We start from the raw sequence: 22,277 nt of genomic DNA, 5'->3' as shown, positions 1-22,277 counted from the left end.
GTAAAATATGGACTTGGCGGATATGCTCACTTTTGCCGATATCGGACAGCTTAGCAGAATAGCGGATCATTACCAATGCGAATGCAACGGAAACTCTAAGAACGATCTGATTCAGTCGATTTTACAGACGGTCGGGCGCAGGGAGTTTATCGAGCAGCATCTCGATCAATTGAGTCTGGAAGATTTGCGCTTTCTGAATAGGCTGCTATTTGACGGAAGACGCCAGTTCAGCTTGGAAGAATTGATCGCCTGTGCTCAGCAGTCGCGTTTCACGCAGGATGCCAAAGAGCGCGAGAGCCCCAGGGATGTCATCACTAGATTCAGGCAGCGTGGATGGCTGTTTAACGGTTCAACCGCAAGCACAAAGTACTTGTTCGAAGTTCCCGAGGACCTGAAGCGGCGTTTCAGAGCATCTCTGGAGTCTCGGTTTAAATCGGCCGTTACACCAGCGGGTGCGGAACCGACCGTCTACAGGGAGGAGTATGATTTGCTTCCGAAGGATTTAAGAGAGCTGCTGGATTATGTCTATCATCACGAAATACCGTTGAACGCCGAAGGCGTCATGTACAGAAGAAATCAGATGCAGCTCCTGGACAAACTTCACGTGGCGGAGCCGCTGGTAGGCAAGGGCTGGAGGTTTGGCTATGGGCGAAGGTTCAAGGATTATCCGAACCGCCTGGCGCTGCTCTACGACTATGCCTATCACATGAAATGGATAAGGGAGGAAGGCGGATTATTGGTCCTGACGGCTAACGGCAGTGCGTTCCTTGCGGAAAATAAGCAGGAACCGATGATACAGTTTGTTAGCTTTTGGTTAAGACTTTATAAAGGGCCTATCCCTAACTTGCTCTCTCTGATCTACTGGATAGAGCGCTGCTCCAGTGAATGGGTAACAGCAGTTTCGCTGTTCGCGCAAATGAAGCTTTTAATTAAGCCGTTTTATTACGATACTCCGGAGTCCATTTTCGAAGAACGCATTTTGCACATGATGCTGCATCTGGGTATGCTGCGAATCGGCGAAGGCGAAGCACGTGAAAGATTTGTGCAGATGACACCTTTCGGGAAACACTGCGTTCAGCAGCTGGTAAAGCGCTAATTGCATCGAAGAGAGGTAGCCTGCCGCGTACATTGACAATGACAAATCATGCTGTTACAATCACTCCCAATTCAAAGCGGAGGAGTGGTTATCTTGTTACTGAATTATCGGGGAAAACGGCCTGCGTTGGATGCTTCAGTATTCATTGCAGAAGGCGCTAAACTGATCGGTGACGTAACCGTCGGTAAAGACAGCAGCGTTTGGTTCAACGCGGTGCTTCGTGGAGATTTGGCTGAGATCCGAATTGGGGAGAGAACTAATCTTCAGGATGGGGTTATTGGCCATGTCAATACCGGGCAACCCTTAATCGTTGAAAACGATGTCTCTGTTGGCCACGCCGCGATCATTCACGGCTGTCATATAGGCAGGGGCACTTTAATCGGCATGGGGGCTATCATCTTAAACGGAGCAGCTATCGGTGAATATGCTTTAATAGGAGCAGGTTCTTTAGTCACGGAAAATACAGTCATCCCCGCTTATACGCTTGCTTTGGGCTCACCCGCAAGGGTTGTCCGCGAACTTACGGAAGCTGATTTGCAGCGAATGAAACTGACGACCGACAGCTATGTTGTGAAAGGAAAAGAATACAGGATCTAGTTGGAGGTGCATCCTATGGATCAAATGAAGGTAACTTACGAAGTGATGCTTGGCCTGGCCGCGGAGATGATATGGGATGAAGCTCTACGCAAACACCGTTCCGAGCAAATTTACAGTGAAATTGATTCCGCTTTGGCCAAGGGTGACGAAGAAGCCTTTCGAGCTTTGACAGAAGAACTTAAAGCGCTGGAGGATTTGAAGGAATGCCGTTAACGGCATTCTTTTTTTTCAAGCTTTTAATTGACGATATCCTCTGTATATAATGTTTAAAGGAAAACAGGAAGGGGATACATATGAAATTCAGTGAAATCGAGGCGGCGTCATGGGAAGAGCTGCGACCGTATCTGGATACTTGCCTCATTCCGGTCACCGGGCTCACCGGGAGCGAGCAGCCACATGAAGTGACCGCTGCGCTTGAGAGGTTAAGAGACGTTATGGATTGGATCGAGATTCCATTCAAGGGAAGAGTGGTAACATATCCTTCTTTTCAATATGGACGGGACAATATATTGTCGCAAATAAATGAAATTTGTCATAATGTCAAGTTATCTGGTTTTAACTATATCATCGTCGCGTCTGCCGATGTCGAGCTTCCGGCCGAATATATTCCTCATGCCGATTTAATCGTTGCCGCAAGTGAATTTAAGGAAGTTCAGGGTACCGAAGCAAGCGCCGCGGTAGGCAGGAAAATTCAGCAAATGTGGCAGCAGGGCTAAAACATCAATTGTGACAAATTATCAACATTTTATGCGTTCGTTGAGCACCAGGGACGGAAAAAGACGACGGATATTCTTGACGCTCTCAGAACCCTAATATATTATTAATATGTCTTACCAAAACATGTGAGATTTATCATTGAAACGGGAGAGAGAATTGGCTTGCAAAGGGGGTTGAAGACAGTATGAGCATTCATAACGACGAGCATGAATCATCGCATAAACCGCCTACACGTAAGGAAATGTCCCGTCGGCAGTTTCTTACATATACGCTGGGGGGCGCTACCGCTTTTATGGTAGGGGGTGCAGCGCTGCCTATGGTACGTTTTGCTGTAGACCCGATTCTGCAGAAGAAAGGCGAGGGCACCTTTGTTAAGGTAGTTGAAGTCAGTAAGATCACGACTGAGCCGCAGGAATTCACGTTCGAGCTGCAGCAGCAGGACGGCTGGTATTCGAGCACAGCATCACTCGTCGCTTGGATCCGCAAGGATGAGAGCGGCAATATTTATGCGCTTTCACCGATCTGTAAGCATTTGGGCTGCACGGTCGGCTGGAACACTAATGAGAGTTTTCCTGAGCAGTACCATTGTCCTTGTCATGGCGCGCATTATACGAAAGAGGGCAAGCAACTCGCTGTTGCGTCCGCTCCGCTTGACGAATACAAGGTCATGCTGAAGGATGATTGGGTCTATTTGGGTGAAATTATCCCGAATACGATCGTGAAATAAGGAGGCGTAGATTCGGATGTTTAAAAATGTGTACAACTGGATTGATGAACGTCTTGATATCACGCCGATTTGGAGAGATGTTGCGGACCACGAGGTTCCTGAGCACGTTAACCCGGCGCATCACTTCTCCGCTTTCGTGTATTGCTTCGGCGGCTTGACGTTCTTTATTACTGTAATCCAGATTTTGTCGGGAATGTTCCTTACGATGTATTACGTTCCTGACATTATTAATGCTTACGCCAGTGTGGAGTACTTGCAGACACAGGTCGCATTTGGCCAAATCGTCCGCGGTATGCACCACTGGGGAGCAAGCTTGGTCATCGTCATGATGTTCCTTCACACGCTCCGGGTATTCTTCACGGGCTCCTATAAGGCGCCGCGGGAGATGAACTGGGTCGTGGGCATGCTGATCTTCTTCGTCATGATCGGACTCGGTCTGACTGGTTATTTGCTGCCATGGGACAACAAAGCGTATTTTGCAACGAAGGTTACGCTTGAAATCGCTAACTCTGTGCCGGTTCTCGGGCCTGTCATCAAAGAGCTGCTTCAGGGCGGTACCATCGTAGGGGCTGAGACGCTTACTCGGTTCTTTGCTATTCACGTGTTCTTCCTTCCGGCCGTGCTGCTTATCCTTCTGGTAGGACACTTTATTATGATCCGCAGACAGGGTATTTCCGGTCCGCTATAAAATTAGAAGGGAGGCACTAACATGGCTCACGTAGACAAATCGAAAGAAAAAGTCGTATTTGTCGGCGATTCGCGCGTACGCAAGGGTAACGGATTCATCACTCCTCCTGATTATACGGCATATCCGGGCAAATCGGAGGCGTTTATTCCGAACTTTTTGTTAAAAGAATGGATGGTCGGAGTCGTCGTGCTTGTTGGGTTTCTCGTATTGACCATTTCGGAGCCTGCTCCACTCGGTTATCCGGCTAACCCCAGCGCGTCGGTCATCCCGATGCCGGACTGGTACTTTCTATTCCTGTACCAGTACCTGAAATATCCTTATGCTTCGGGAGACTGGGTTGTACTTGGAACACTTGGTATTCCGGGCGTGGCATTCGGTGGGTTGCTGCTCGCTCCATTCCTCGATCGCGGGAAGGAGCGCCGCTTCTATCGCCGTCCAATCGCTTCATCGTTGATGTTCCTGTCGCTGGCAGCAGTCGTGTATTTGACAAACGTAGCTTGGACGCATTACACGCATGAGCTGGAGAAGTCGGGCGCGAAGCCGGAGCATATCCAACGCGAGGAAGAGGCAAGGGAGAAACGGGAACAAGGCTTGCCTACCTCCAATGCAGTTCGGCAGAAGGAAGTGGCTATCGTCGATAAAGATGATCCGGCGATGGAGACGTATAAGAAAGCAACTTGCATCAACTGCCATGCTGCTGATTTGAAAGGAACCGCGGCTCCGTCACTGCGTGGAATCGGCGACAAACATAGCAAGGATGAGATTCTAACGATCATCCACGAAGGCTACAAGACGATGCCGCCAATGTATGAAACTGCGACCAAGGCAGGTCTGTCCGATGAGGAAATCGATCACTTGGCCGAATGGCTTGCGAAACAAAAAGCCGAACAGTAAAATAGAAATAAATCAAAACCTGATCGCAGCGTCGATCAGGTTTTTGGTTTCCAAGGACAATTGCGGCTGCGCAAACCTGCTGCATGGAAGGAGCATGAATGTTGAGGCTGTCATGGTTGTGGAGCCGGGAGTTTCTAACAAACCGGTTCATTGTATGGGCTTTGTTTATAAGTAATCTGCTGGGCACGATTTATGGGTACATATGGTACGAGGCACAGCTTCGGGAGACATGGGCCAATTATCCGCGCTGGTTGATTCCATTTGTGCCGGATAGCCCGACGGCGAGCTTGTTTTTTACGCTGGCGCTGCTGTTTCTAATGTTTCCGACCACATTGTCGAAGTATAATCGGATTCGCACATTAATTGAAGCGTTAGCGGTGGTGACGAGCGTCAAGTACGGCATATGGGCGGTAAGCATTATTTTTGCGGGTGCATATCAGGGCGAGGTGCTCGTATGGCAGGATTGGATGCTGGTGGCTTCCCATCTAGCTATGGCGGTTGAAGCGCTGCTGTTCGTCCGCTTCTTCAAATACGGCACGGTTATGCTGCTTGCAGCGGGGGCTTGGACATTCCTAAATGATTTCATAGATTATTCGTTTGGCGTCTATCCTTGGCTGCCGCAAGCGCTCTGGGACGATGTTGGGTATGTGGCGGTCTTTACCGTGGCGCTGACGGGAGCCAGCATAGCAGCCGGTTGGATAGCCATGAGAGCAGCCAATAGAATATAAGCGGTTCTAAGGCGGGACAGCTTGCCATACCATGATTGGTAAGGGGGGGATGTCCGTGACGCGGGACAAGAAGAGACGGGGGCTGCTCGTGCTGTTGTATGCACTGCTGACAGTATGTTGGATGGTGCAGCATCCGGGCATGGCTGCGGCGATGAATAGCGATTCCGAAGTATCGTCTGCAACGGAACGGGACGAGAGGCTGAAGAGCTTTGAAACCGTGACAGAGCGCCTGTACAATGTCATGCAGCAAGGAGATACTTCAGCAGCGCACCAGGAAATGGATCAATTAATCCGGACCCTTGAGGGGTTGTCGTTTCGGGGGGTGACTTCTGTAGATGGCATCCATGCTCTCGCGGAATGCATTATGGATACTAGGGAGACGATCAACCGGGTGAAGCTGTCGCCTGAAGCGTGGGTTGAGACGTCAGCACGGTTAAGGCTGGCCGTAAACAGCCTGACGCATAAACGGGATGCCCTATGGCAGCAATACTATAAAGTGATGTCCAGCAGTCTGCAGGATATGGGAAAGGCACGCTCGGGCGGTGACCGGACCGGATTCAAGGAAGCGCTGCAATCCTTGCAGGCGAATTATGAAATGATCAGGCCGGCTGCGCTCATTCAACGAGACGCAGCAGACGTGAACAAGTTCGAATCATGGCTGTCCTATATGGAGCGGCTCGGGGGAGATGCTTCCTGGGATGAGGCGGCGCTGAGAGGAGCGATCGATCAAGGGGGGCCGCTGCTGCAGGAGCTGTTTGGGCGCAAAGGCCATGAGCCCGTTTTTTTGCCGATCATCGGGATTCGGAGTCCCTGGTACTGGAGCGCCCTGATCGGCGGCTGGATCATGCTTGCGCTGACTTTTACGGCGATGCGCAAATACCAGGCCGAACAAGACGTATCTCCGGTGCAAAGGCCGAAATAAAATGGCGGCACCGTTCTAAAGACGGGAGAATAGCAAAGCAAGCGACTGTTCCTGTTAGCCCTGCTTCCTTATGGAGCGGGGCTAATCCTCTTTAAAGCCTTCCCCGTGTACGTCATGAACGTCGCTGATGATGATAAATGCTCTAGGGTCAACGGACCTGACGATCTCCCGCAGCCGCCGCATTTCCTGCCTTGAGACGACGCAGTAAGCAACATGCTTGGCTTGCTTGGAATAGGCGCCGACAGCCGGGATGAGCGTGACGCCTCGTTCGAGTTCCTTCGTAATGATGTCGGCGATATCCGGAGCGAAGTCGCTGATGATGGTGAAGGCCCGAGCGGAGTAGGCGCCCTCTTGGATGAAGTCAATGACTTTGGAGGCGATAAAGACGGCAACCAGCGTATATAGAATATTTTCCTCCCGGATATAGAACAGAGACAAGCCGATAATGATCACGTCCAGGCTTAAAATCACTTGTCCCATGCTCCAGCCGTATTTGCGGCCGAGAATTCTGGCGATGATGTCCGAGCCTCCGGTCGTGCCTCCAAAGCGAAAAACGAGGCCAAGGCCCGCACCAAGCGTAACCCCGGCGTAAAGGGAGGCAAGAATGTAATCATGCTCGGTCGTAAAGGGATTGATCCAACCGGTACGAATCATATTTTCGAACATCCAGAGGAAAAAAGACAAAGATGCAATGCCGAGCCCTGTATATATGATGGAGCGTCCGCCTAATATTTTCCACCCTAATAGAAATAAAGGGATATTCAGCACCAGATTGGAGATGGAAGGGGAAATGCCAAACGCGTAGTTAAGCAGGATCGTCACACCGGTTACCCCGCCCTCCATTAATTGGTTCGGTATAATGAAATAGAGCAGCCCGAATGCATAAATCGCCGTTCCCAGCATGATGGGAAGAATAGTACGCAGATAGCTTGCCAGTTTAAGAGTTCTCATTAAAATCCCTCGCCTGCAGTAAAATAAATTGCGTTATCTTCTTATTTTCACCGATTTGCGTTAGAAGTATTGATCGTTGTTCAACTCCGCCGATTTTTCACTAAAGATCAATGCTCAATTCTTATAGTATACCTTTTGCACGGCGATTAAAAAATGATTTGTTTTCAAAACGTCTTTACGATAACATAGGGATAAAACCTGAGTAAAGACGGGGAGGCATAGGCATTGCAAGAGAAAACACTGTCGGAAATGCAGCGGGAAGTGGATGCATACATATCGCAATTCAAAGAAGGCTACTTCAGTCCGCTTAGCATGCTTGCCCGGATGAGTGAAGAGGTCGGCGAGCTGGCCCGGGAAGTGAATCACCGCTTTGGTGAGAAGCCGAAAAAGCCGGAGGAAGCCGACAATTCCATCGAACTGGAGCTAGGCGATATATTGTTCATTACGATTTGCTTTGCGAATTCGCTCGGCATCGACCTGACGGAAGCGCATAATCAGGTTATGCATAAATTTAATACCCGCGATGCTGAGCGTTGGACCAAAAAGGACACCGATTAATTCATTACGTCATATGCTGTAGTAATTTCAGCCCATACTGTGGGGGGACAGCATATGCAGGTTGAACAAAATTTGCAGAAGGCTTATCGCAGCATCTTCGATAATGATTTTGAGGGAGCGATTCACTGGTTCGAGCAGGCGCTGGCTGAGGGACAGGACAATGCAGACATTCATTATCGCTTGTCAATTACTTGCGCGCGCAGCGGTCAACTGGAGAAGGCGATTCATCATGCCCGTTTGGCTGCCACGCTAGAACCTGCCCATATGGAATATAAATCGCATTATGACCGGCTGCAATCCAAGGAATTGACTCTCATGGCGAAGAAACTGGTGGAGAAGCCCCAGGATCCTGTTCGCGGGTTGGCGAAATCTGCGGTTGCCCTGCTGGAACGGGCGGTCCAATTGGACCCGTTATCGGTCATCGCTCAGCTATGGCTGTCGATAGCCTATGGTGAATTGCAGCAGTACACGCTTGCTTTACGAGCCGTCCGGGAGGCGATGCAGCTTCCGCAAGACGAGGCTATCACAAAGCAGCTTCAACAATTGGAACAACGGTTCGCATCCAAGATTAATCAATCATCATCCTAGGAAATGTGAGGTAATTTCGAATGACTGAACAAATTAGAGTAGCTGTTGCCGGAGCTGGCGGCAGAATGGGTAAAGAAGTAGTGAAGATGGTTCTTGAGGATCCGAATTTGCGCCTGGTGGCAGCTGTGAATTTATCGGATGAAGGCCTGGACGCAGGTACGTTAGTCGGTCTTCCCGCTTGCGGCGTAACGCTCAGCAGGGATTTGGAGCTGGCGCTGGTGGAAGGCAAACCTCAGGTGCTGGTCGATTTCACGACGCCGCAGTCGGCATATTCCAACACTGTGACGGCGATCAAGCATGGAGTTCGTCCGGTAATCGGAACAACGGGCTTCACACCGGAGCAAATCGAGGATTTGGACAAGCAGTGTCAGGAGCGGGGAATCGGCGGGCTGATTGCTCCCAACTTCTCCATCGGAGCCATCCTGATGATGAAATTTGCGGCCCAGGCGGCTAAATATTTCCCTCATCTTGAAATTATCGAATATCATGGGGATCAGAAATTAGACGCTCCCTCCGGAACTGCAGTGAAAACCGCGGAATTAATCGCCATGAACCGTGAGGAGCTGCGCCAAGGCAATCCGAATGAGGAAGAGACGATCGAAGGATCAAGAGGAGGCTACTATAATGGCTTCCGTATCCATAGCGTCCGTCTGCCTGGGGTTTTCGCCCAGCAGGAAGTTATTTTCGGCGGATTTGGCCAGACGTTGAAGATTCGCCATGATTCTTACGAGCGCGCCGGATATATGCCGGGGGTCAACCTTGCGATCAGCAAAGTGCTCGAATATGAGGGCTTGATTTACGGCTTTGAGCATTTTGTAGACTGATAGTGGACTGATATTTAGAGATGCTGCTCAAAAAGGAGAAAACGCACATGATGAACATCGCATTTATTGCTCATGATCGAAAAAAAGAAGATATCGTTAACCTCGCTATAGCCTATGAACATGTGTTCATGGATAAGAAATTATATTCGACGGGAACGACAGGAGCGCGGATCATGGAGAGCACGAACCTGAACATTCACCGTTTCCTGTCTGGGCCGCTCGGCGGCGATCAGCAGATCGGCGCGCTGATTGCACAAAACGAAATGGATCTCGTCATTTTTCTGCGTGATCCGCTGATGGCTCAGCCGCATGAGCCGGACATCACAGCATTGCTTCGCCTTTGCGACGTGCACGGCATCCCTGTGGCAACGAATATGGCAACAGCGGAAATCCTCATCCGGGCTCTCGACCGGGGAGACTTCGCCTGGCGTGAGCTGGTGGAGCAGAACAAGCCGGGGTTAGCGTAATGAGCATTAAGCTGGATATTCTCGTCATTGGCGCTCATGCTGACGATGCGGAGATCGGCATGTCCGGCACGATCGCGAAGCAGGTTGCGGCCGGATTTAAAGTGGGCATCCTCGATTTGACGGAAGCCGAGTTGTCCTCAAATGGCAATGTTCAATTGCGCAAAGAGGAAGCGGCCGCAGCTTCCCGGGTGCTCGGGCTGGCGCATCGGGGAAATTTGGGATTGCCGGATCGGGGACTGGATGCCACGCCCGACAATATAGCCGCTGTTGCTGCGGTGATCAGGTCGCATGCGCCGGATATCGTCTTCGCTCCGTATTGGGAGGATCGCCATCCTGATCATGTGGCAGCGAGCAAGCTTGTGGAGGAAGCCGTCTTCAACGCCAAGCTGCGGCGCTATATGCCGGAAATTCCTGCAATCCCGCTTCCTGATTTATATTTTTATTTCATTAATGATTGGAGAACGCCGGACTTGCTCGTAGATATTACCGAGTTTTACCCGGTCAAGGAGCAAGCGCTGGAATGCTATCGTTCTCAATTTGGACAGGCCGCTCCCGGAGAGGATATTGCTCCGACGCCTCTGAATCAGGGATATGTGGAACGGGTGAAAGCAAGGGATGCTTTGCTTGGCCAACGCAAGCTTATTCCTTATGCCGAAGGCTTTGCGGTCAAGTCGCCCTTTTTGATAGAACGGTTCGGATCCAGCAGCATATAAATTCAAATTAAGGCACAAGACTACGAAGGAGGTCCCTCACTTTATGGACCCATTTCTAAAAATCGGCATAACCTGTTATCCGACGCTTGGCGGTTCCGGGGTTGTTGCCACTGAGTTAGGCAAGCTGCTGGCAGAGAAAGGACATGAGGTTCATTTCATATCGCATAGCGTTCCTTTTCGCTTGGGCAGCTACCACAAGAATATTTTTTATCATGAAGTAGAGGTCAGCGATTATTATGTATTCCGATATCCGCCTTACGATTTATCGCTGGCCACGAAGATGGCGCAGGTAGCCAAGCAGCAGGAGTTGGATATTTTGCACGTGCATTACGCGGTTCCGCATGCGGTCTGCGCTTTTCTGGCCAAACAAATGGTTGGCGATAAACTGAAAATCGTCACCACGCTGCACGGAACGGACATTACAGTGCTTGCGCAGGATGAATCGCTGAAGGACTTGATCCGGCTGGCGATCAACGAGAGCGACGCAGTTACATCGGTGTCCCGCGATCTTATGAGAGAGACCCGCGAGGTTCTTGACATTTCGAGAGATATTGAGCTCACGTATAATTTCGTGGATGAGCGGGTGTACTACCCGCGTGACGCGAAATCCTGCCGCAGCGAATTCGCCGGTCCCGGTGAGAAGGTGCTCATGCATATTTCCAACTTTCGCCCTGTCAAGCGGGTAAGCGATGTTGTGGATGTATTCAATATGGTCAATGCAGAGGTTCCTTCCAAGCTGCTGTTCGTCGGCGAAGGTCCCGATCTTCCCAAAATCCAATGGAAAGTAAAAGAGCTGGGATTGGCGGATCGCGTCCATTTCCTCGGCAAGCAGGATGATATCGCTCACGTTATCTCGATGGCGGATGTTCTGCTCCTGCCGTCCGAAAAGGAAAGCTTCGGTCTTGTTGCCCTGGAAGCGATGGCCTGCGGCATTCCAACCGTTGGTTCGATGGCGGGAGGGATTCCCGAACTGGTCGCTCACAGAGAGACGGGCTTCCTGTCCCCCATCGGCGATACGCGCCAGATGGCGGACGACACGCTCTCGCTGCTTAAAGACGAGCAGCTTGCGCATAAATTCCGTGAGGCATGTTTGGCGCGTGCAAAAAACGAATTCAGCAGCGATCTCATTACAGCGCAGTATGAGAGCATTTATTATAAAGTGCTGGGACGCAAAACGCCCGTACCGAAGCCGCTTTGCGGATGAAATAATTCATTTGGGCAGGCATGGAATGCCACGATGCGCTGCCTGACTGTTTGAATGTAAAGAGGGGTGGCCTCTGGAGGTTATAGTTATGCAAGTATGGAAGCAGGTAGACCCCCTGATGCTGCATCAGGGGGAACAGGTGCTTAGAACATTGCTCGAATCCGGCTACAGCGCCTATTTCGTCGGAGGCTGCGTTCGGGATGAATTGATGGGCCGCCCGGTGCATGATATGGATATCGCGACTTCGGCGAAGCCTGAGCAAGTTATGGAACTGTTCGAACGTACAATTCCGACCGGTTTGCAGCATGGCACCGTTACAGTGCTGATGGGAGACTATCCGTTTGAGGTCACGACGTTTCGCACAGAATCCCATTATGAAGATCATCGCCACCCTGCAGCCGTCGAATTTGTGGATGAGATTACCCAGGATTTACAGCGCCGCGACTTTACGATGAATGCGATTGCCCGCAGTTTGGATGGCGAACTGACGGATCCATTTCAGGGGTGGTCGGATATTCGGGAAGGAGTCATCCGCTGCGTTGGACAGGCTGCGGAGCGGTTTGACGAGGATGCGCTCCGTATGATGCGAGCAGTTCGCTTTGCGTCGGTGTTCGGTTTCCGCCCCTCAAAGAGCCTCTGGCGGGCGCTTATTCAAGGTAGGGATAAACTAACCTTTGTGGCGATGGAACGCGTACGGTCCGAACTGGAGCGTCTGATGCTGGGGCCGAATCCTCTCCGGGGACTGGAGCTGCTTCGCCGCAGCCAGCTGCTGCATTATGCCAAGCTGCCATTTAAAGAAGGTGACAAGCGGAGCCCCCGGCAGGAGGGACAGCTTCAGGCGTTGAGCCATATGCCGGCCAGTCCCCAGGAGCTAAGATGGTCTTTGCTCCTTCAAGGATTAGGAATATCCGGGTATGAGGCGGAGGCCAGGATGAAAGCATGGACATTCTCGAATCAGGTCGCTGAGACTACATCAGACATCATGAGATTTGATGAGGCATGGGGCGAAATAAAAGCAAGACTCGGTGCAGCCGGGTCGGATCGGCTTCGCCGGAGCTGGATCGAGCTTCAGCTGCACTACGGACACATGATCAGCCAACTGTGGCTGGAGCGCGAGCGCCAATGGTTGTCTTGCCAGGCAATCGTGGGGAAAGAGGCGCTGCTTCGTCTGAATGAGGAGGAAATGCGCTGGCACCGCGACGTGCCCGTTCACGAGCTAAAGGAGCTGGCGATTCGCGGCGGGGACGTACTTGCGGCTTTAGGCCAGAGAGGCGGCCCATGGCTGGGGGATCTAATGAAGCGGCTGCTGCAGCTCGTAGCCGTCGGCGATGTGCCAAATGAGAAGGAGCTTTTGCTCGATTATGTGAAAGCTGTGGTGAAGCAAAATGAGTGATAGCCGCTTGCTTGATATGCTGCTGTCCAGGACAGGCGAGTATATATCCGGTGAAGAAATCAGCCGGAAATTGTCGATAAGCCGGACGGCGGTATGGAAACAAATCAACAAGCTTCGTGAGGAAGGCTATGAATTTGAGGCTGTCTCCCGCAAAGGATACCGTTTGGTCAGCAAACCGGAGAAACTCGAATACAGTACCTTGCTCCAGGCATTGAGCACGGTCTCTTTCGGCCGGACCTTGAAGCTAATGGATGTAACCACATCTACGCAGGAAGAGGTTCGCCTGCTGGCGGAGCACGGAGCGAGTGAAGGTACGCTTGTCATTGCCGAGGAGCAGACGATCGGCAGAGGACGGCAGGGCCGCAAGTGGCATTCTCCTGCCGGCAAGGGGATTTGGATGAGCCTGCTGCTTCGTCCGCAGCTTCCCTTATCCGCAGCACCCCAGCTTACATTGCTCACTGCGGTGGCAGTATGCCGCGCCGTTCGGGCAGTGACGGGAATCGGCGTCGGCATTAAATGGCCGAACGATTTGCTGGTCCGCGGACGCAAAATTTGCGGGATTTTGTTGGAGTCCGTAGGTGAGGATGAAATGATTCGCTATTGCATTGCGGGGATCGGCATCGATGCCAATCTAGAACCTGACGACTTGCCGCCGGAGCTGGCATCCATCGCGACCTCTCTGCAAATCGAAAGCGGCCGGAAGGTGGACCGGGCTGTACTGATCGGCGCAGTGATGACAGAGATGGAGAAGCTCTATGGGCTTTACATGGAAGAGGGTTTCGCCCCGATCGGTCACTTATGGGAGGCATTATCCGTGACAACTGGCCAGCATATTACCGTCAAGACTGCACAGGGAGAAGTAAGCGGAAGAGCGATCGGTTTGGAAGAAAGGGGAGGACTCCTCGTCATGCAAGAGGATGACAGTCTCACCACAATTTTCTCCGGAGAAGTGCATTTTGACGGGTGTAATCCTTAAGAAACTTTGTTATACTGTCCACATGAGGCGGTATCGATGATTCGAGCTGCACTCTTGTGGACATTGTTATTTGAAGGAAGTGAAAAACCGTCATGACCGTGGTTTTGTTCGGTTGCGTCGGATTCTGCTCTGAGCCGGAAAGGACCGAGACAGAAGGGACGAACGAGAGAGTGACTCTTCTTTGGATTCGGACCTTTTTAGCGCTGCGACGATGGCGATAGAAGGTTTATTTGTCGTTGGCGCCGGACTGATGGATGATGAACCACCCGCGAGGCTTGAGAACCAAAGGAGATGAAGGAAATGACAGTCAAACATGCCTTAAACATCGTGAAAATGAAAAAAATGAAGCAGGAACAAATCCCGCTCACCATGATTACCGCATACGATTATCCCTCTGCCCGGCTGGCGGAAGAAGCGGGCGTAGACCTCATTCTGGTCGGAGATTCGCTTGGCAATGTCGTGCTTGGCTACGATACGACGATTCCGGTAACGATCGAGGATATGGTTTACCACAGCCGGGCCGTAGCACGAGGCGCCCAGCACACCTTTATCGTAACAGATTTGCCATTCATGACCTATCATGGCAGCATCGATGAGACCATGCGTCAGGTCAGAAGGGTTATGCAGGAGGGCCATGCCCATGCTGTGAAGATGGAGGGGGGCGCAGAAATCGCTCATACGGTTCAAGCGGTCGTACAGGCTGGCGTGCCCGTGTTGGGCCATATCGGCTTGACGCCGCAATCCGTCAATCAGATCGGAGGATATCGCATTCAGGGGAAAGACCAAGCGGATGCCGAGCGCCTCATGGCTGACGCCAAAGCTCTGGAGCAGGCTGGAGCGTTTGCCATCGTTCTGGAGCTGGTGACCGAGCAGGTTGCTGAAGCAATTTCTAAGGAGCTTGCAATTCCAACGATCGGCATCGGTGCGGGGCGGGGATGCGATGGGCAGGTGCTCGTTTTCCATGATGTGTTGAAATATGCCCCGGATTACCGGGAGAAGAAATTTGTGAAAACCTATGCCGATATCGGTGAGCAGATCCGACAAGGCATTTCAGAATATGTGAACGATGTGAAGACGCGCGCTTTCCCTGGAGAGCAGCATGTTTTTGCTGCCGACGAGAAGGTAGTCGATGGTTTGTATGGTAAAGGGAAGGTGGAAGGTTAGTCATGATTGTGTTAACGGAGATTAAGGATGTCAGGGAGCATTTGCGGGCTGAGCGCTTTGCCGCCGCTAAAGAAGGAAGGGAGCTTCAGGTCGGTTTCGTTCCTACGATGGGATATTTGCACGAAGGACATGCCAGCCTGCTGCGGAGCGCCCGGATGGACAATGATCTTGTCGTATTGAGCATTTTTGTAAATCCGATCCAGTTCGGACCTAATGAGGACTTTGACCGTTATCCGCGCGACCGTGACAAAGATATGGCGCTCGCCAAACGTGAAGGCGTAGATATTGTATTCCTGCCGTCCGTCGATGAGATGTACCCACAGCCGACGAAGACGAAGGTTCACGTGGCCGAGCTGACGGATCACCTATGCGGGGCAGCGCGTCCCGGCCATTTCGACGGCGTGACGACCGTAGTCAGCAAGCTGCTGAATATCGTTGCTCCAGACCGGGCTTATTTCGGACAGAAGGATGCACAGCAGGTTGCGGTTATTACGCAAATGGTCCAGGATCTCAATATGGATGTCGAAATCGTTCCTTGTCCGATCGTACGAGAAGAGGACGGGCTGGCTCTTAGCTCCCGCAACGTATATTTGTCGCCGGAGCAGCGTCAGGCCGCGCTGGTCATCTCCCGTTCTTTGCGGCTGGCGGAACAGATGGCCAGAGAGAAGGAATCGGCAACGGCAGGGGATATTGCCTTGGAGCTGGTTCGGAGTATCGAAGCTGAGCCGACCGCTGTGATCGATTATGCGGACATCCGCCGTTTTCCTTCCCTGGAGTCCGTACCAAGCTCGATGCGCGTCAAGGATGCAGATGGGAAGCTGCTGATTGCCGCCGCGGTCAAATTTGGGGCCACCCGGCTGATCGACAACGTTATTTTAACGATGGAGGGAGACAAATAGCCATGTATAGAACGATGATGAAATCGAAAATTCACCGGGCTACAGTAACCGAGGCGAATTTGAATTATATTGGAAGCATTACAATCGATGAGGATCTGATGGAGACGGCGGATCTTCTTGAGAATGAGAAGGTGCAGATCGTGAACAATAATAACGGCGCGCGTCTGGAAACCTATGTCATTCCAGGGCCGCGCGGGAGCGGAGTGATCTGCCTGAACGGGGCGGCAGCCCGGCTGGTTCAACCCGGCGACAACGTGATCATCATTTCCTATGCGCAAATGTCCGCGGAAGAGCTGAGAAGCCATAAGCCGACCGTCGTGTTCGTCGATGAGCACAATCGTCCCGTAGAGACTGCCAAAGAGGAAGTCCACGCTACGATTCGTTAAGGGCTAGACTTTCGCAGCCGGCGTTATGCAATTAATGCCTTCGGGAATGAAAAGCCCCCCGGGAACAAAAAATGAACATAAGGCCTCGCACTGATTTCATTTTCGTTAAAGGGTGGGTTGCGGATGATGTTTCAACATGTGTTTGCGGAAATGAATGAAATGTTGGATGAAATTGCCCGGCAATACCCGATCGCCCAAGGGATTCATAAGCATGAACTTGCCCGAAAGTGGCATCTTCTGCGGCAAATGAGCGATAGCATGATTGAAGAATGGCTTATTTTCGAGGAGAAGATGGGAATGCTGCGCCAATCCGGTATTAGTCTCGAGGACAGATATGAGCCGGATTATCCGGAAATGAGCGCCGACGCTTTTGTCAAAGGCCAGGGATATTATAAGCTGCTGATGTTTCCCCAGTCCCTGGATCAATTTCAGGCCGTACTAAAGGAATATCCGGACAGCTTGATCGGCCGCACCTATTTGGCGATGTGCCATCTTCATCTGGATGAAAGCGAGGAGGCCGCAATCCATTTTGAAGCAGTCCTTAGGAGTGCGCCAAACAAGCGGCTGCGTTCCATTATTTACAATGCGCTTGGCTGCATTGAGGCGAAAAAGGGAAATCGCAGCAAAGCGAGGGAATTTTTCACCCTTGCTCACCATAGCGACCCCAGCTTGCCGGAACCGTTAGCCAATTGGGAAGCCTGTCTGCATAGCACAGGAAAACTTCAGTATGGCACTCAGCTTACGAAATTGATGTAGGCGGGGCCGAATGCAGGAGCGATGCGGGAATCCGTTATTTTGCGGCGCATCGCTTCTTTTGTATTCATCTGTGTCAATTTTCAAAACGCCCATCTTCTGTTATGCTGTTAAGAGAAATAGAGACTGGAACGAAAGGGACCATAGAACAGAAATGAAATATGCTGTACTTGACTTTGAGACAACGGGCAATCAGTCCTCCGATGAGATCATTCAAGTTGGACTTGCCATTATAGATGATAATTTGACCGTTTCCCAGGTATATCATTCGTACATTAAGCCGACGATACCGATTCCTCCTTTTATTACAGGATTGACGGGGATTACCGAGGATGACGTCAAAGATGCGCCGGACTTGGATGAAGTCATGATGGAAATGGTTCCGCTTCTAAACGATGTCGTGCTTGTCGGCCACAACGTGGCTTTTGATTTTAATTATCTTCAGAGCGCGTTGGACAAAACAGGCTATCTGCCTTTTACCGGGCGCATTCTGGATACGATGGATTTTTTGAAAATATTGTACCCTTCGCTTGGTTCTTACCAGCTCGGACTGGTATCTGCCGAGTTCGGCATAGAGCATGACCGGCCCCATCAAGCTGACAGCGATGCGCTGGCCACGGCCTATATATTCCTGAAATGCCTGGAAGAGTTAAACGACCTGCCGCTTCTGACGCTGCAGCGTCTCGCCGACCTGTTTGCTGGGGAAGACAGCGATCTGGGCTGGTTCTTTGATGCTGCGCTGCAGGAAAGACAGCTTCAGGGCGAGCAAGACACGGACGGATTTACGTATTACCGCCAGTACGCTTTGCAAGTGGAGGATTGGATGGATATTATGCCTGCTAGGGAGAATATGCTGGACAATCCGCTAGATAATGTCAGCTTTACGGAGTTCAAGGAGCAGGTGAGTGAACATCTGCGCGCCAAGCTGCATGGATATGAAGAGCGCGAGGCGCAGAACATGATGCTAACGGAAGTAATGCGCGCCTTCGACGAAGACAAGCATCTGCTTGTCGAGGCCGGAACTGGCACGGGCAAATCGCTCGGGTATTTGCTGCCGGCCATATATCACAGCGTAAAGCACGACGAGAACGTTATGGTCAGTACGCACACGATCAATTTGCAGGAGCAGCTTCGCGAGCGGGACATCCCTTTGTTAACTGAGGTTGTGCCATTTCCATTTCGTGCGGCAGTATTTAAGGGAAGACAGCACTATTTGTGTCTGCGCAAATTTGAACATAAAATAAGTAGGAGAGATTTCGTTTCTCCCAAAGAAGATGTCATGACAGCAGCCCAGATGATCGTATGGCTGACTCAAACCGAAACGGGCGACGATGAGGAACTGAATTTGAGCAGCCGCGGCGGCGATTTCTGGGAAACGGTGGCCAGTGATTCCGATTCCTGCTTGGGGCGTTCCTGCCCATGGTTTCGCAAATGCTACTACCACCGGGCTAAACACGAGGCTGGCGTAGCTGATGTCGTTATCACGAACCATTCCAAGCTGTTTACGGATATTCAGGCAGGGCATCAGCTGCTGCCGGGGTACGAACGGCTGGTCATCGACGAAGCACATCATTTGGAAGATGTGGCAGGCAAGCATTTGGGGCTTCACATGAAATACTTTACGGTCGTACACACATTAACCCGCCTATTCAAGGACAGTAAGACAGGGCAGCTGCCTAATTTGAGAATGCAGCTGCAGAATACGCCCGGCGAGAAAGCCGCGGACTGGTGCACTGTAATCGATGGCATTTATCCTTCGCTGCTTGATGTGAAGGAAAGCTGGGACAAGCTGAGCGAAATGCTGTTCGCCCTAATGCCGGAACGAAGCGATGCGGCTCCTGGCGACCCGGGGCAATTTGTTCTTCGCTTGCTGCCGCACAAGAAACCTAAGGATTGGGATACGCTCAGTGCGCTAGAGAATCATATCTATGTGCTGCTGGGGGACATCGTCCGCAAAGGGGAACGGATGCTGAACGACATCCGGGACGAGCAGGAGGATTACGGGGCGGACAGCTTGCTGACGGATATCAGCGGTCTGCTCAAGGACTTGGCGACAGAGCGGGAAGCGATCCGTTCGTTTATGAAACTTGATGACGAGGACACCGTATACTGGATCGAAGGTAACGGGAATTACCGCAGCCGCTCCTTGCAGATTTACGCGGTTCCGATCGATGTGAGCCAGCAGCTCAAAAACTATTTCTTCGACAAAAAGAAGAGCGTGGTGATGACCTCGGCTACATTGTCCGTGGATAAGTCATTCCAGTACATGATCGAACAGCTTGGACTGCAGGAAGCCGCTGACAGCGACCGGCTGCTGACCTCCATGCTGCCTTCGCCGTTCAATTACAGAAACCAGGCGCTGCTCGTCATTCCGCGTGATTTCCCGAGCGTCAAAGGCAGCGTGGGGGATGAACATTTCGTGAAGATGCTGGTACAGTCGTTAGCCGAGACGGCTATAGCAACGCGCGGCCGGATGCTGGTGTTATTCACGTCATACCGGATGCTTCGCCAGGTCTATGACCCGCTGAAGGAGCAATTATCCTCCGAGGGAATTACCGTCATCGGCCAAGGTATGGATAGCGGCAGCCGCACGAAGCTGACCCGCAGATTCCAGGGCCAGGAAGCATCCGTGCTGCTCGGCACGAGCAGCTTCTGGGAAGGCGTGGACATACCGGGGGAGGCGCTGACCAGCCTAGCTATTGTCCGCCTGCCATTCCAGCCGCCGAACCATCCTCTCGTCGAGGCGAAGAGCGAAAGGCTTCAGAAGGAGAAGAAGAACCCATTCATGAAGCTGTCCGTGCCGCAGGCCGTCATCCGCTTCAAACAGGGGTTTGGACGCCTGGTGCGCTCTTCTCAGGATCGCGGGATAGTGGTGGTGTACGATACGCGCATCTTGGAATCTTACTACGGAAAATATTTCTTATATTCGCTGCCTGGGCCGAAGATGGAACATATGCCGACCGAGCAAATGGTACCGAGAATTTCCGAATGGCTGGATGTTCACGAAGTCCAGGGGGCAAAGGAGCAATAACCGTAATTCATATCGCGCCATTATAAGGGGAGAAAAGCTATGAAATCAGAAAAAATTTCCGATGCGGTTGTACGCAGATTGCCAGTGTATTTGCGTTTCCTCAATGAGCTGAGCCTTCGTGAAGTGCCTACGGTATCCTCTCAGGAATTGGGCCAGAAGCTTGATCTTAATCCTGCGCAAATCCGTAAGGACCTCGCTTATTTTGGGGATTTTGGCCGTAAAGGCATCGGCTACGACGTGTCTTATCTCATTGAAAAAATCCGGCAGATCCTCAATCTGGATCAGCAGATCAATGTAGCTCTAGTCGGAGCTGGTAATCTAGGCCAAGCGCTGTCTAACTATAATGCCTACCTGAAGGACAATATGAAAATCGTGGCGGTATTCGATGCCGCACCGTCCAAAATCGGCACCAAGATCAACAATATTACCGTTCAACCGATCGATGAGCTCGTGGAGACGGTACAAGCGATGAACATACGGATCGGTATCATTACGGTTCCTGATTTCGAGGCCCAGCGCGTGGCGGATCAGCTTGTTGCCGCCGGGATCGGAGCGATTCTTAACTTCGCGCCAACGATTTTGAAGGTGCCATCGGAGGTAAGAATACATGCGGCTGATTTCACGACGGACCTGCTCAGTCTTGCCTATTATTTGAATGACGGAAAGGAACTTACTTCGAATGAGTCGTAAACTGCTAATCACAAACGGTACGTTTGCCGTGCTGGAAGAACAAGAACCTGTCGTTAACGGTTATATGCTCGTTGAGGACGACCTTATTACCTATATTGGCTCCGAGCGCCCGGAAGGCAGCGAGAATGCGGAAGTTATGGACGGAAAAGGCCTGTTGTTTTTGCCTGGTCTGATCAATACGCACGGTCATGCGGCCATGTCGCTGCTGCGCGGTTACGGGGACGATATGGTGCTGCAAAAATGGCTGCAGGAGAAAATGTGGCCGATGGAAGCGAAGTTCACACGTAATGACGTGTACTGGGGAACTGCGCTGTCCGTACTGGAGATGATTAAGGGGGGAACGACAACCTTCCTTGATATGTATGATCATATGGACAAGGTCGCACAGGTGACGGAGGAATCCGGCATCCGCGGGGTACTAATGCGCGGGGCGATCGGGCTGTGCCCGCCTGACGTACAGAAGCAGAAGCTGGATGAAGCGGTTGCTTTTGCCCGCAATTGGCACGGCAAAGCGGACGGCCGGATTACGGCGATGATTTCGCCACACGCGCCTTATACTTGCCCGCCGGATTACATTGAGCAGTTCGTGCAGGCTGCACATGATCTCGACTTGCCAATGCATACACATATGTCGGAGACGCAGGCCGAGGTGGAGCAGAACGTCGCCGATTACGGGGCAAGACCGGTGGAGCATTTGCTTAAGCTGGGCATGTTCTCGCGCCCGACCCTGCTTGCGCACGGCGTTCATTTGACAGATGAAGAGATTGAAGTGCTCGCTGCCCATAAAGTTGCGATTTCACACAATCCAGGCAGCAATCTGAAGCTGGCTAGCGGCGTAGCGCGGGTTCCTGAACTGCTGAAGGCAGGAGTTACCGTTTCGCTCGGTACCGACGGCGCAGCGAGCAACAATAATTTAGACATGTTTGAAGAGATTCGACTCGCCGCTTTGATTCACAAAGGGGTATCAGGAGATCCGACGGCTGTGCCGGCGCTGGAGGCACTGCGGATGGGGACAGAATACGGGGCCCAATCCGTGTTCCTTAACAATACGGGCAAACTTGCCGCAGGAATGAAAGCGGATTTCATTGCGCTCAACACCGAGCAGGCTCATTTTGTGCCGAGAACCGATTACGTTTCTCATGTCGTATATTCCGCTGGACCGAAAGATGTAGAGCATGTATGGGTTGACGGGAAGCAAATCGTGAAGCACGGCGCGTGCCTCACCCTGGATGAAGAGCGGATTCGCCATGAGGCACAGGCGGCTTTTGAAGGTCTGTTATCCAGATAGCCTCAAGCTTGTTTAGGAAAGGA

General features: G+C 51.7%; 25 protein-coding genes. 24 read left to right on the top strand and 1 reads right to left on the bottom strand.

The features are described from left to right. Positions 1-7 precede the first annotated feature (7 nt). From QNH46_RS14430 to QNH46_RS14390, 9 genes are all read left to right on the top strand, one after another. Positions 8-1,096 (top strand): hypothetical protein, encoded by a 1,089-nt coding sequence (locus tag QNH46_RS14430; RefSeq protein ID WP_283924932.1) that lies wholly within the window; start codon positions 8-10, stop codon positions 1,094-1,096. Between the two features lie 93 nt (positions 1,097-1,189). Next, positions 1,190-1,693, top strand: a complete 504-nt coding sequence (locus QNH46_RS14425; RefSeq protein WP_283924931.1) for a gamma carbonic anhydrase family protein — start codon at positions 1,190-1,192, stop codon at positions 1,691-1,693. Positions 1,694-1,708: 15 nt separating this feature from the next. Beyond that, the gene (locus QNH46_RS14420; RefSeq protein WP_110932512.1) at positions 1,709-1,906 is read left to right on the top strand and encodes an IDEAL domain-containing protein; all 198 of its coding nucleotides are present in this window, start codon (positions 1,709-1,711) and stop codon (positions 1,904-1,906) included. An 80-nt stretch (positions 1,907-1,986) separates the two neighbouring features. Beyond that, the gene (locus tag QNH46_RS14415; RefSeq protein WP_283924930.1) at positions 1,987-2,409 is read left to right on the top strand and encodes a DUF2487 family protein; all 423 of its coding nucleotides are present in this window, start codon (positions 1,987-1,989) and stop codon (positions 2,407-2,409) included. Between the two features lie 185 nt (positions 2,410-2,594). Beyond that, complete coding sequence (locus QNH46_RS14410) at positions 2,595-3,137, top strand: Rieske 2Fe-2S domain-containing protein (RefSeq protein WP_283924929.1); 543 nt, start codon at positions 2,595-2,597, stop codon at positions 3,135-3,137. 16 nt (positions 3,138-3,153) lie between these two features. After that, entirely contained in the window at positions 3,154-3,825 is a 672-nt protein-coding gene (gene qcrB, locus QNH46_RS14405) for a menaquinol-cytochrome c reductase cytochrome b subunit (protein ID WP_016311825.1), read from the top strand. A 21-nt stretch (positions 3,826-3,846) separates the two neighbouring features. Beyond that, positions 3,847-4,719, top strand: a complete 873-nt coding sequence (locus QNH46_RS14400) for a menaquinol-cytochrome c reductase cytochrome b/c subunit (protein WP_283924928.1) — start codon at positions 3,847-3,849, stop codon at positions 4,717-4,719. Between the two features lie 101 nt (positions 4,720-4,820). Further along, positions 4,821-5,447, top strand: a complete 627-nt coding sequence (locus QNH46_RS14395; protein ID WP_283924927.1) for a DUF1405 domain-containing protein — start codon at positions 4,821-4,823, stop codon at positions 5,445-5,447. 55 nt (positions 5,448-5,502) lie between these two features. Beyond that, positions 5,503-6,369 (top strand): sporulation protein YpjB, encoded by an 867-nt coding sequence (locus tag QNH46_RS14390; RefSeq protein ID WP_283924926.1) that lies wholly within the window; start codon positions 5,503-5,505, stop codon positions 6,367-6,369. A gap of 81 nt (positions 6,370-6,450) precedes the next feature. Here QNH46_RS14390 and QNH46_RS14385 read toward each other — a convergent pair whose 3' ends face one another. Next, positions 6,451-7,320 carry a YitT family protein gene (locus QNH46_RS14385; protein ID WP_283924925.1) on the bottom strand — a complete coding sequence of 290 codons (870 nt, stop codon included), beginning with the start codon at positions 7,318-7,320 and terminating at the stop codon, positions 6,451-6,453. Between the two features lie 249 nt (positions 7,321-7,569). Between QNH46_RS14385 and QNH46_RS14380 the strand changes: the two genes are divergently transcribed. The 15 genes from QNH46_RS14380 (at position 7,570) to QNH46_RS14310 (ending at position 22,254) form a co-directional block, all read left to right on the top strand. Continuing rightward, positions 7,570-7,878: a nucleotide pyrophosphohydrolase gene (locus QNH46_RS14380; RefSeq protein WP_283928444.1), complete on the top strand. Its 309-nt coding sequence runs from the start codon at positions 7,570-7,572 to the stop codon at positions 7,876-7,878. 54 nt (positions 7,879-7,932) lie between these two features. Then, the gene (locus QNH46_RS14375; protein ID WP_283924924.1) at positions 7,933-8,466 is read left to right on the top strand and encodes a tetratricopeptide repeat protein; all 534 of its coding nucleotides are present in this window, start codon (positions 7,933-7,935) and stop codon (positions 8,464-8,466) included. Between the two features lie 20 nt (positions 8,467-8,486). Then, on the top strand, positions 8,487-9,290 hold the full coding sequence (dapB, locus tag QNH46_RS14370; protein WP_283924923.1) for a 4-hydroxy-tetrahydrodipicolinate reductase: 804 nt from the start codon (positions 8,487-8,489) through the stop codon (positions 9,288-9,290). Positions 9,291-9,337: 47 nt separating this feature from the next. Continuing rightward, positions 9,338-9,757 carry a methylglyoxal synthase gene (locus tag QNH46_RS14365; RefSeq protein ID WP_196427102.1) on the top strand — a complete coding sequence of 140 codons (420 nt, stop codon included), beginning with the start codon at positions 9,338-9,340 and terminating at the stop codon, positions 9,755-9,757. 5 nt (positions 9,758-9,762) lie between these two features. Next, complete coding sequence (gene bshB1, locus QNH46_RS14360) at positions 9,763-10,470, top strand: bacillithiol biosynthesis deacetylase BshB1 (protein ID WP_430691938.1); 708 nt, start codon at positions 9,763-9,765, stop codon at positions 10,468-10,470. A gap of 43 nt (positions 10,471-10,513) precedes the next feature. Beyond that, positions 10,514-11,674: an N-acetyl-alpha-D-glucosaminyl L-malate synthase BshA gene (bshA, locus tag QNH46_RS14355; protein WP_213590642.1), complete on the top strand. Its 1,161-nt coding sequence runs from the start codon at positions 10,514-10,516 to the stop codon at positions 11,672-11,674. An 88-nt stretch (positions 11,675-11,762) separates the two neighbouring features. Continuing rightward, complete coding sequence (locus tag QNH46_RS14350; protein WP_283924921.1) at positions 11,763-13,067, top strand: CCA tRNA nucleotidyltransferase; 1,305 nt, start codon at positions 11,763-11,765, stop codon at positions 13,065-13,067. Beyond that, positions 13,060-14,043, top strand: a complete 984-nt coding sequence (locus QNH46_RS14345) for a biotin--[acetyl-CoA-carboxylase] ligase (protein WP_283924920.1) — start codon at positions 13,060-13,062, stop codon at positions 14,041-14,043. The genes QNH46_RS14350 and QNH46_RS14345 overlap by 8 nt, the downstream gene beginning before the upstream one ends. A gap of 300 nt (positions 14,044-14,343) precedes the next feature. After that, positions 14,344-15,207 (top strand): 3-methyl-2-oxobutanoate hydroxymethyltransferase, encoded by an 864-nt coding sequence (gene panB, locus QNH46_RS14340; protein ID WP_283924919.1) that lies wholly within the window; start codon positions 14,344-14,346, stop codon positions 15,205-15,207. 2 nt (positions 15,208-15,209) lie between these two features. Then, positions 15,210-16,106 carry a pantoate--beta-alanine ligase gene (gene panC, locus QNH46_RS14335; RefSeq protein ID WP_283924918.1) on the top strand — a complete coding sequence of 299 codons (897 nt, stop codon included), beginning with the start codon at positions 15,210-15,212 and terminating at the stop codon, positions 16,104-16,106. A gap of 2 nt (positions 16,107-16,108) precedes the next feature. Continuing rightward, the gene (gene panD / locus QNH46_RS14330; protein WP_155610095.1) at positions 16,109-16,492 is read left to right on the top strand and encodes an aspartate 1-decarboxylase; all 384 of its coding nucleotides are present in this window, start codon (positions 16,109-16,111) and stop codon (positions 16,490-16,492) included. Positions 16,493-16,615: 123 nt separating this feature from the next. Further along, positions 16,616-17,248, top strand: coding sequence for a tetratricopeptide repeat protein (locus QNH46_RS14325; RefSeq protein ID WP_283924917.1), 633 nt, complete (start codon positions 16,616-16,618; stop codon positions 17,246-17,248). 151 nt (positions 17,249-17,399) lie between these two features. Beyond that, entirely contained in the window at positions 17,400-20,276 is a 2,877-nt protein-coding gene (dinG, locus tag QNH46_RS14320) for an ATP-dependent DNA helicase DinG (RefSeq protein ID WP_283924916.1), read from the top strand. Between the two features lie 39 nt (positions 20,277-20,315). Continuing rightward, a complete protein-coding gene (locus tag QNH46_RS14315) occupies positions 20,316-20,966 on the top strand; it encodes a redox-sensing transcriptional repressor Rex (protein WP_213590649.1) in 651 nt (216 codons plus the stop codon). Continuing rightward, positions 20,956-22,254, top strand: coding sequence for an amidohydrolase (locus QNH46_RS14310; protein ID WP_283924915.1), 1,299 nt, complete (start codon positions 20,956-20,958; stop codon positions 22,252-22,254). Before QNH46_RS14315 ends, QNH46_RS14310 begins: the two co-directional genes overlap by 11 nt. The last annotated feature ends 23 nt before the right edge of the window (positions 22,255-22,277 follow it).

Origin of the sequence: Paenibacillus woosongensis, from assembly GCF_030122845.1 — a bacterium.
GTDB lineage: Bacteria > Bacillota > Bacilli > Paenibacillales > Paenibacillaceae > Fontibacillus > Fontibacillus woosongensis_A.
Note: the sequence above shows the minus strand (reverse complement) of the source record. Positions and strands in the feature narration are given on the sequence as shown.